Annotated in this window: 8 protein-coding genes and 1 pseudogene; 7 read left to right on the top strand and 2 right to left on the bottom strand. The window is 64.4% G+C overall.

The genetic code is table 11. The annotated features are described in order from the left end of the window. Positions 1-237, bottom strand: a 237-nt coding sequence (locus tag EN745_RS37180) for a DUF255 domain-containing protein (protein ID WP_245487821.1), incomplete at its 3' end; no start/stop codon positions are given. On the opposite strand from EN745_RS37180, the gene mnmE reads away from it, so the two are divergent. From mnmE to EN745_RS24345, 7 genes are all read left to right on the top strand, one after another. After that, positions 173-1498 carry a tRNA uridine-5-carboxymethylaminomethyl(34) synthesis GTPase MnmE gene (mnmE, locus tag EN745_RS24375; protein ID WP_127422457.1) on the top strand — a complete coding sequence of 442 codons (1326 nt, stop codon included), beginning with the start codon at positions 173-175 and terminating at the stop codon, positions 1496-1498. The two genes, EN745_RS37180 and mnmE, sit on opposite strands and share 65 nt — an antisense overlap. Before the next feature lie 168 nt (positions 1499-1666). Continuing rightward, on the top strand, positions 1667-3541 hold the full coding sequence (gene mnmG, locus EN745_RS24370; RefSeq protein ID WP_127422456.1) for a tRNA uridine-5-carboxymethylaminomethyl(34) synthesis enzyme MnmG: 1875 nt from the start codon (positions 1667-1669) through the stop codon (positions 3539-3541). Beyond that, on the top strand, positions 3538-4179 hold the full coding sequence (gene rsmG, locus EN745_RS24365) for a 16S rRNA (guanine(527)-N(7))-methyltransferase RsmG (RefSeq protein WP_127422455.1): 642 nt from the start codon (positions 3538-3540) through the stop codon (positions 4177-4179). The genes mnmG and rsmG overlap by 4 nt, the downstream gene beginning before the upstream one ends. Before the next feature lie 17 nt (positions 4180-4196). After that, entirely contained in the window at positions 4197-4994 is a 798-nt protein-coding gene (locus tag EN745_RS24360; protein WP_127422454.1) for a ParA family protein, read from the top strand. Between the two features lie 45 nt (positions 4995-5039). Next, positions 5040-5924: a ParB/RepB/Spo0J family partition protein gene (locus EN745_RS24355; protein ID WP_127422453.1), complete on the top strand. Its 885-nt coding sequence runs from the start codon at positions 5040-5042 to the stop codon at positions 5922-5924. Between the two features lie 420 nt (positions 5925-6344). Next, positions 6345-6971 carry a DUF1326 domain-containing protein gene (locus EN745_RS24350; protein ID WP_127422452.1) on the top strand — a complete coding sequence of 209 codons (627 nt, stop codon included), beginning with the start codon at positions 6345-6347 and terminating at the stop codon, positions 6969-6971. A gap of 9 nt (positions 6972-6980) precedes the next feature. Then, positions 6981-7781 carry a DUF2182 domain-containing protein gene (locus EN745_RS24345; RefSeq protein WP_126057333.1) on the top strand — a complete coding sequence of 267 codons (801 nt, stop codon included), beginning with the start codon at positions 6981-6983 and terminating at the stop codon, positions 7779-7781. 13 nt (positions 7782-7794) lie between these two features. Here the strand turns inward: EN745_RS24345 and holA are convergent. Beyond that, positions 7795-8258: pseudogene (holA, locus tag EN745_RS24340) on the bottom strand (DNA polymerase III subunit delta); the annotation flags it as partial.

Genomic DNA, 8258 nt, shown 5'->3' with positions numbered 1-8258 from the left:
TTCGGCGCGCGCCGCGGGCGACCAGCCCCGCCAATGCACCGGATTGTCGCTGTGCTGCTGCAGGTAGGGGCTGGCCTCTTGGGCCAGCAGGTTTTGCGCGGGCAAGGTCACGACGGCAAACTCGGTTAACGATGTTGCGCGGGAAGCTAGGGCGGTTCGGTAGAGCGGGCAAATGATTTTGAGCGATTCGATTGTTGCTTTGTCGAGCGGACGCTTGCCGGCCGGCATCGCCGTCATCCGAATTTCCGGTCCGAAGACTCGATTCGTGGTCGAAACGATTGCCGGATCAGTGGTTAAGGAGCGTCGTGCGGTCTATCGCAAGCTGACAGCGGCGGATGGATCGGTGATCGACCGGGGTTTGGTTCTCTTCTTGCCGGGCCCCGGCAGTTTTACCGGCGAGGACATTGCCGAGTTCCAGGTTCATGGCGGCCGCGCCGTGGCGGCCAAGATGCTGGAGACCATCACGGGCTTTGACGGCGTCAGGCACGCAGAGCCCGGCGAATTCACGCGCCGCGCCTTTCTCAACGGCAGGCTCGATCTGGTCGAGACCGAAGCGCTGGCCGATCTCGTCAATGCCGAGACCGAGGCGCAGCGGCGCTTTGCCGTGCGCAATGCCGAGGGGACGCAAAGCAAGCTCTATGCGAACTGGCGCCGGCGGCTCATCCATGCGCGGGCGATGATCGAGGCTGAGATCGACTTTGCCGACGAGGAGGACGTGCCGGGCTCTGTCGCCGAAACGGTCTGGGCGGACGTGCGGGCGATGATCGGCGAGATCGATCGCCATGTCGACGGGTTCCGTGCCGCCGAGGTCATCCGCGATGGGTTCGAGGTCGTCATCCTCGGGCCGCCGAATGCCGGGAAATCCAGCCTGTTCAACGCGCTCGCCCGCCGCGAGGCGGCGATCGTGACCGACGAGCCGGGCACGACGCGCGATCTGCTCGAAGTGGTGCTGGATCTGGATGGGATGCGTGTGCGGGTCACCGATACGGCCGGTTTGCGCGAGGCGCCCGGCAAGGTCGAGGCGATCGGCATTGAGAAAGCGCGCGCGAAGGCGGGCGGTGCAGATCTGCTGCTGTTGCTCGAGGATATGGCGGCGCCCGTCGACGCCGGCGCGGTGCCGTCCGATGCGCCTCTGCTGAGGATCGGGACAAAGGCGGACCTTGTTGCGGACGGGCCGGCCTTTGACCGCTCGAAGCTTTATGACGCGATGATCTCGACCAAGGATGGTACCGGGCTGGCGGAGCTGCTAGCCGAGGTCGGGCGTCGCGCTGCAGCGGCTGCCGGGGAGATCGGCGACGTCCTGCCATCGCGCTTGCGCCATGTCGAATTGCTCAAGGAGACAAACTTCCACCTGGGAGCGGCGCTGTCGGTAAGAGGCCAGGAACTGCGCGCCGAGGAACTGCGTCTGGCGGCGGATCGGCTCGGGCGAATCACCGGGGCTGTCGACGTGGAGGACCTGCTCGACGTCATCTTCTCACAATTCTGCATCGGCAAATGACTCACGTGAAACATTGTCGAGGCAGGCGGATAGCGCAATTCACGTGAAACACCGGGCTTCCAGACGACAGGCATTGTTTCACGTGAAACGAGACCGCTCCTACGTTCTTGACAGCGAAGCCCGGCAGGGACATGTCTCCGGGCAACTTCAGACTTTGGAATTGAAGAGATGAACGATCACTATGATGTGGTTGTGGTAGGCGGCGGCCATGCCGGTTGCGAGGCGGCCAGCGCCGCGGCACGCGCCGGCGCTAGGACGGCGCTGGTGACGCTGCGTTTCGCCACGATCGGCGTCATGTCCTGCAACCCGGCGATCGGCGGCCTCGGCAAGGGCCATCTGGTGCGCGAGATCGACGCGATGGATGGTCTGATGGGCAGGATCGCCGATGCGGCCGGCATCCAGTTCCGCTTGCTCAATCGCCGCAAGGGGCCGGCCGTACGCGGCCCGCGCACGCAGGCCGATCGCAAGCTTTATCGCCTCGCCATGCAGGAAGCGATTCGGCAGCAGGATAATCTCGAGGTGATCGAAGGCGAAGTTCTCGACTTTGAAATCGTGGAGGGGCAGATCGCGGCCGTTCGGATGTCGGGCGATCGTCGCCTGGCTTGCGGCGCGGTGGTGCTGACCACCGGGACCTTCCTGCGCGGATTGATCCATATCGGAGAGAAGAAGATCGTCGCCGGCCGCATGAACGAGCAGGCGAGTCTTGGCCTGTCGGCAACGATGAGCCGCGCGGGGTTCAGGCTCGGGCGCCTGAAGACCGGGACACCCCCTCGCCTCGACGGTCGGACCATCGACTGGGCGTTGCTGGAAAGCCAGGCGGCGGACGAGGATCCGGTGCCGTTCTCGCTGCTGACCGACTCGATCCGGAACCCGCAGATCCATTGCGGCATCACGCGCACGACGCCGGAGACGCATGAGCTGATCCGCGCCAATCTCGGCCGCTCGGCCATGTATTCCGGCTCGATCGAAGGGGTGGGGCCGCGCTATTGCCCGTCGATCGAGGACAAGATCGTCAAGTTCGGCGACCGTGAAGGCCACCAGATCTTTCTCGAGCCGGAAGGCCTCGACGACGACACCGTCTATCCGAATGGCATCTCGACCTCGTTGCCGGAGGACGTCCAGCTCGACATTTTGAAGACGATTCCGGGGCTGGAGCGGGCATCCATGCTGCAGCCGGGCTATGCCATCGAGTACGACCATGTCGATCCACGCGAATTGCTGCCGACGTTGGAGACGAAGCGGGTCGGCGGCCTGTTCCTCGCCGGACAGATCAATGGCACGACCGGCTACGAAGAGGCCGGAGCGCAAGGGCTGCTCGCCGGTCTGAACGCCGCGCGCAAGGCCTCCGACAGCGAGCAGATCGTGCTCAGCCGGACCGAAGCCTATATTGGCGTCATGGTCGACGACCTCACCAGCCGCGGCATCGCCGAGCCCTATCGGATGTTCACCTCGCGCGCCGAGTTCCGCCTGTCGCTCAGGGCCGACAATGCCGATGAGCGGTTGACGCCGAGGGCGGATCGGCTGGGGATCGCCTCGACGGAACGGGTGCGGCGCTTCAACGAGATGAACGAGGATCTTGCAAAGGCGCGGGAACTGGCATCGAGCGTGCTGTTTACTCCCAATGAGGCGGCGCGCCATGGGCTGGAGATCAACAGGGATGGCGTGCGCCGCTCGGCCTATGAATTGCTCGCCTACCCCGGTGTCGATCTCGCTTGGCTGGCCCGCGTCGAACCGCGCTTCGCCTCAATCGGCGCCAAGACGGCCGAGCGCCTCGAAACGGAAGCGAAATATTCAGTCTATCTCGACCGCCAGCAAGCCGATGTCGCGCAAATCCGGCATGAGGAAGGCCGAGTGATCCCGGCTTCGCTCGATTTCACCGATGTCCCCGGCCTGTCCAATGAGCTGAAGCAGAAGATGAAAACGCGGCAGCCGCGCTCCATCGCCGATGCGCAGCGCATGGAGGGGATGACGCCGGCGGCACTCGCAATCATCGTTGCCCATGTTCGCAACGCCGAGGCCGCCGCTCAGAGGCATGTCGCGTGAGCGCTGCCGCATGGGAGAGCCTGGAAAAGGCCGCGGGCCCGGTTTCACGTGAAACATTCGAGCGTCTGGTTGCCTTCGAACAGGTCTTCCTGAAATGGAACCGCAGCATCAATCTCGCCGCGCCGTCGACGCTGGACGATGTCTGGCGCCGGCACATACTGGATAGCGCGCAGCTCGCTCGAATCGAGCCAAAGGCCAGGCGCTGGGTGGACCTCGGCTCGGGCGGTGGCTTTCCCGGCCTGGTGCTTGGTTTCCTGCTTGCCGAGCGCGAGGGGGCCTCGATCGATCTGGTCGAAAGCAACCGCAAGAAGGCCTCGTTCCTGCAAGCCGTCATTGGCCAGTTCGACCTGCCGGCGCGTGTCGTAGCGCGGCGCATCGACGACAGCTATCCGCTTGTTCCGGAACCGGAAATCGTCACCGCGCGGGCGCTTGCGGCGCTGCCGGCCTTGCTTGATCTTGCGGCGCCGTGGCTGACCAAGGGTGCGCCCGCGCTCTTCCACAAAGGCCGGGATTACCGCGCCGAAGTGGAAGAAAGCACTCACCGCTGGGCCTTCGATCTGGTAGAACATCCAAGCATGACCGACCCTCACGGCGTCATCCTGGAAATCACCAATCTGCGCCCGGCGAAACCGCAATGAATTACTGGCATCGACCCATGAAAACTGGACCGCGTATTATCACCGTCGCCAACCAGAAAGGCGGCGTCGGCAAGACGACGACGGCGATCAACCTGGCGACGGCGCTGGCCGCCATCGGCGAACAGGTGCTGATCGTCGACCTCGACCCGCAAGGCAATGCCAGCACGGGATTGGGCATCGACCGCAAGGATCGCACGGTGTCGTCCTATGACGTGCTGACCGGCGAGCTGGAGCTGGAAGCGGCCGCCGTGCCGACGGCGGTGCCCGGTCTGTCCATCGTGCCGTCGACGCTCGACCTGCTCGGCATCGAGATGGAGATCGCCTCGGCGCCGGACCGGGTGCTGCGGTTGCGCAACGCGCTGCGCGCCGCGGCCGAGCGTTCGGCGCCGTTCGGCTATGTGCTGATCGACTGCCCGCCGTCGCTCAACCTCTTGACCTTGAATTCAATGGCCGCGGCCGATTCCGTTCTCGTGCCGCTGCAGTGCGAGTTCTTCGCGCTGGAGGGTCTCAGCCAATTGCTCGAGACGGTCGAGCAGGTGCGGCGTACGATCAATCCGGATCTCACCATCCAGGGCATCGTGCTCACCATGTACGACGGCCGCAACAATCTCGCCAACCAGGTGGTGCAGGACGTGCGCACCCACATGGGCGACAAGGTCTACGAGACGATTATCCCGCGCAACGTCCGCGTTTCCGAGGCGCCATCCTACGGCAAGCCGGCGATCCTCTACGACCTCAAATGCTCGGGCAGCCAGGCCTATCTGCAGCTTGCCTCGGAAGTGATCCGCCGCGAGCGCAAATTGCGCGCCGCCTGATAGCGGCCAAGCCCCGATTCGATACCGAAACGATCTGGACAGATTATGAGTGAAGACCTTTCAAGAAAGAGACTCGGCCGTGGCCTTGCGGCGCTGATCGGCGAGATCGATCGTCCCGCAGTCCCGGAAAAGCAGAGCATGGCGGCCGACGGCAAGGTGCCGATCGAATTCGTCAGCCCCAATCCGAAGAATCCGCGCCGGCATTTCGGCGATGCCGAGCTCACCGATCTGGCGCAGTCGATCCGCGAGCACGGCGTGGTGCAGCCGGTGGTGGCGCGGCCGTCGCCGTCTCAGCCCGGCCGCTACGAGATCATCGCCGGCGAGCGGCGCTGGCGGGCGGCGCAGCGCGCCGGCCTGACCGAACTGCCGATTATCGTGCGCGAGGTCAATGACCGCACGGCGCTGGAGCTGGCGATCATCGAAAACGTCCAGCGCGCCGACCTCAACCCGGTCGAGGAGGCGCAAGGCTACCAGCAACTGATCGACGAGCATGGCTACACCCAGGCCGATCTCGGCCAGGTGATCGGCAAGAGCCGCAGCCATGTCGCCAACACGCTGCGGCTGTTGAAGCTGCCCAACGTGATTCACGACATGCTGGTCGACGGCGCGCTGTCGGCCGGCCACGCCCGCACGCTGGTGACGGCCGAGGATCCGGCAGGCCTCGCCAAGCGCATCGTCGAGGAAGGACTTTCGGTGCGCCAGGCCGAAGCGCTGGCGCAGATGCCGGCTGGCCCGACGCCGGTCAAGGCGAAGAAGGCCGAGCCGGTCGCAAAGGACCCCGACACGCTGGCGCTGGAAAAGCTGCTCACCGACACGATCGGCATGATCGTCTCGATCGAGCATAAGGAGCGCGGCGGCACAATTCGCGTCAACTACCGGACGCTGGACCAACTCGACGAGCTCTGCCGGCGGCTAAAGGACGAGCGGTAGAGCGTTGAGGCGGCGCGTTATTTAGCCGACAAATAAAGTTCTGGCTTAAGGTCAAGCAGGCCTGATATATTGGTGATAGACATCACAAGGGCTGGCGGCTTCGCCGGCCCATTTCGTTACCAGCGGGGATTGGCTATAGCGACGGAACAGAGGGTGCGACGGAAGCCATAGCCGTCGTCATTCTAGGGCGGAGCAAGGAGAGAAGCGACGCGGGCTCGAACGATTTCAGCGTCGGAGCCGGCGGCTTGACAGTGCAGGGCATCGGCGTACCCTCCATTAGGTGCAACTTGAATTATATGCCCTGGCGTGCCGAACACAGTCGCGGCGTGGGCTACTTGCCGTTCCCACGACGCGTGGGCGGCGCCACCCCCTCGCCAAAGCGATCCATGCCGACGCGCCTGACGCAGCCGGGAGGTGCAAATGGCAACCAGTTGGCAATTGTCCGGGGACTATTTCGAGAATTGTAGTTGCGACGTCGTATGCCCGTGCCTGATTTCCACCAATGCGCAACTGACATCGAAGCCGACGCAAGGTGCTTGCGATGTTGCCTTGGTCTTTCATATCGACACGGGCAAATTTGGCGACGTTCGGCTGGATGGCCTCAACGTTGCGATGATCGCCCATACACCAGGCCCGATGGCGGACGGCGATTGGACGGCTGCCGCCTATATCGACGAGCAGGCCGACGACAAGCAGACAGAAGCGCTGGGCGCGATCTTCACCGGCGCCGCGGGCGGCCCGATGGCCGCCTTCGCGCCATTGATCAGCACCAACCTCGGAGCCAAGAAGGTGCCAATCAAATACCAAGTCGACGGCAAGAAGCGGTCGGCGGAGATTGCAGGCGTCATGCAGATGGCGGTCGAACCCCTGCCGACGATGCGCGAGGGTGGTGAGATGTGGGCGGCGACCGGCCATCCCGTCAATCCCGAGAGGCTGGTGCTGGCGGCGGGCGTAGAAGGCAGCACATTCAGCGACCACGGCATGCACTGGGACAATTCCCGCCGAAACGGACATTACGCCTCGATCAACTGGTCCGGCCAGCAATAGGCCTGGCGCATGGTCGGACCGGACCCGCTGACGCTGCAGCGAAACATCATTCTCGCGCTGTTGATCGTTGTCGCCACGGCAGCCTGGTCCTTGCTGATCTGGCAGCGGATCGGCATGGACACCGACATGCCGATGGAAATCTACTCACCGACCATGGGCATGCAGGCGCCGCTGTTTCTTGCAGTGTGGACGATCATGATGATCGCCATGATGTTCCCGACGGCCGCGCCGATGATCCTGACGTTTCACCGTGTGCAGACCGGCAAACAGGGGCGCGGCGATGCCTTTGTCTCGACCTGGATCTTCGTGGCCGGGTACATGCTGGTCTGGGGGGTGATGGGCGTTCTCGCCTTTGCCGGCGCGGCGGGCGCGGAGATGCTTGCCGGCCGTGTGGGATTGTCCACGGCGATGGCCGCGCGCATCGGCGGCGCGCTGTTGATGGTTGCGGGCGCGTACCAACTTTCCCCACTGAAAGATCTGTGCCTGGCCAAGTGCCGCACGCCAATCGGCTTCATACTGACCTCATGGCGCGATGGTCCTTGGGGCGCGGTACATATGGGCGTAAGGCACGGGTTGTTTTGCCTGGGCTGCTGCTGGCTCCTGTTTCTCGCTCTTTTTCCGCTCGGGATCATGAGCATTGCGGCAATGGCCGTGGTGACACTGCTGGTCTTTGCGGAAAAGACCCTTCCGGCAGGAGAGCGGATTGCAAAGGTATCGGGGGTCGCCTTGCTGCTTTACGGCGCGGCGGTGCTGGTGTTTCCGCAGGCGCTGCCAACCTTCCAGGCGGCGGACGGGATGATCATGAATTGACAATGGAAGGCAGCTACCGCTGCCCAAGCCTCGCGCTCTCCACCGCGATGCCGAGCAGCGCCTGGCGCGCCAGGGCTTCGGACAGGTCCGGCCTCCGGCGTGTCTGCAGCACCGCGGTCTGCAGCCGGTTGAGCGCCCGGCCAAGCGCCTCGACGCTCCAGCGCTCCAGCGCCTTCTCCACCAGCTTGCGCCGCGAGAAGAAAACCGGCGGCCGGGCGCCAGCGACGACCGAGGCGGCGTTGCGGCCGCCGCCCTCCATCTGGCCGCGCATCGCCTGGATCGCCTGCAATTGCCGCATCGCCGCCGACAGCACCAGGAAGGGCTGGCCGCCGCCCTGGCAGTGTCGCGTGAAAGCGGTGTCGAAATCGGCGATCTTCCCGTCCAGCAGCGCATCGACGGCATCGTCGAAAGAGGCGCCTGACACGTCGCCGGACGTCGCCCTGACGTCGTCGACGCCGATCTGCTTCTGGCCGTGGA

The sequence above is a fragment of the Mesorhizobium sp. M4A.F.Ca.ET.022.05.2.1 genome (assembly GCF_003998845.1).
Taxonomy (GTDB): Bacteria; Pseudomonadota; Alphaproteobacteria; order Rhizobiales; family Rhizobiaceae; genus Mesorhizobium.
This window is presented reverse-complemented; position numbering and strand designations above follow the sequence as displayed.

What these genes read in the sequence shown, in the direction of transcription:
- mnmE (WP_127422457.1), top strand. Translation starts at nt 173, where the DNA reads ATGATTTTGAGCGATTCGATTGTTGCTTTGTCGAGCGGACGCTTGCCG.
- mnmG (WP_127422456.1), top strand. Translation starts at nt 1,667, where the DNA reads ATGAACGATCACTATGATGTGGTTGTGGTAGGCGGCGGCCATGCCGGT.
- EN745_RS24360 (WP_127422454.1), top strand. Translation starts at nt 4,197, where the DNA reads ATGAAAACTGGACCGCGTATTATCACCGTCGCCAACCAGAAAGGCGGC.
- EN745_RS24355 (WP_127422453.1), top strand. Translation starts at nt 5,040, where the DNA reads ATGAGTGAAGACCTTTCAAGAAAGAGACTCGGCCGTGGCCTTGCGGCG.
- EN745_RS24350 (WP_127422452.1), top strand. Translation starts at nt 6,345, where the DNA reads ATGGCAACCAGTTGGCAATTGTCCGGGGACTATTTCGAGAATTGTAGT.
- EN745_RS24345 (WP_126057333.1), top strand. Translation starts at nt 6,981, where the DNA reads ATGGTCGGACCGGACCCGCTGACGCTGCAGCGAAACATCATTCTCGCG.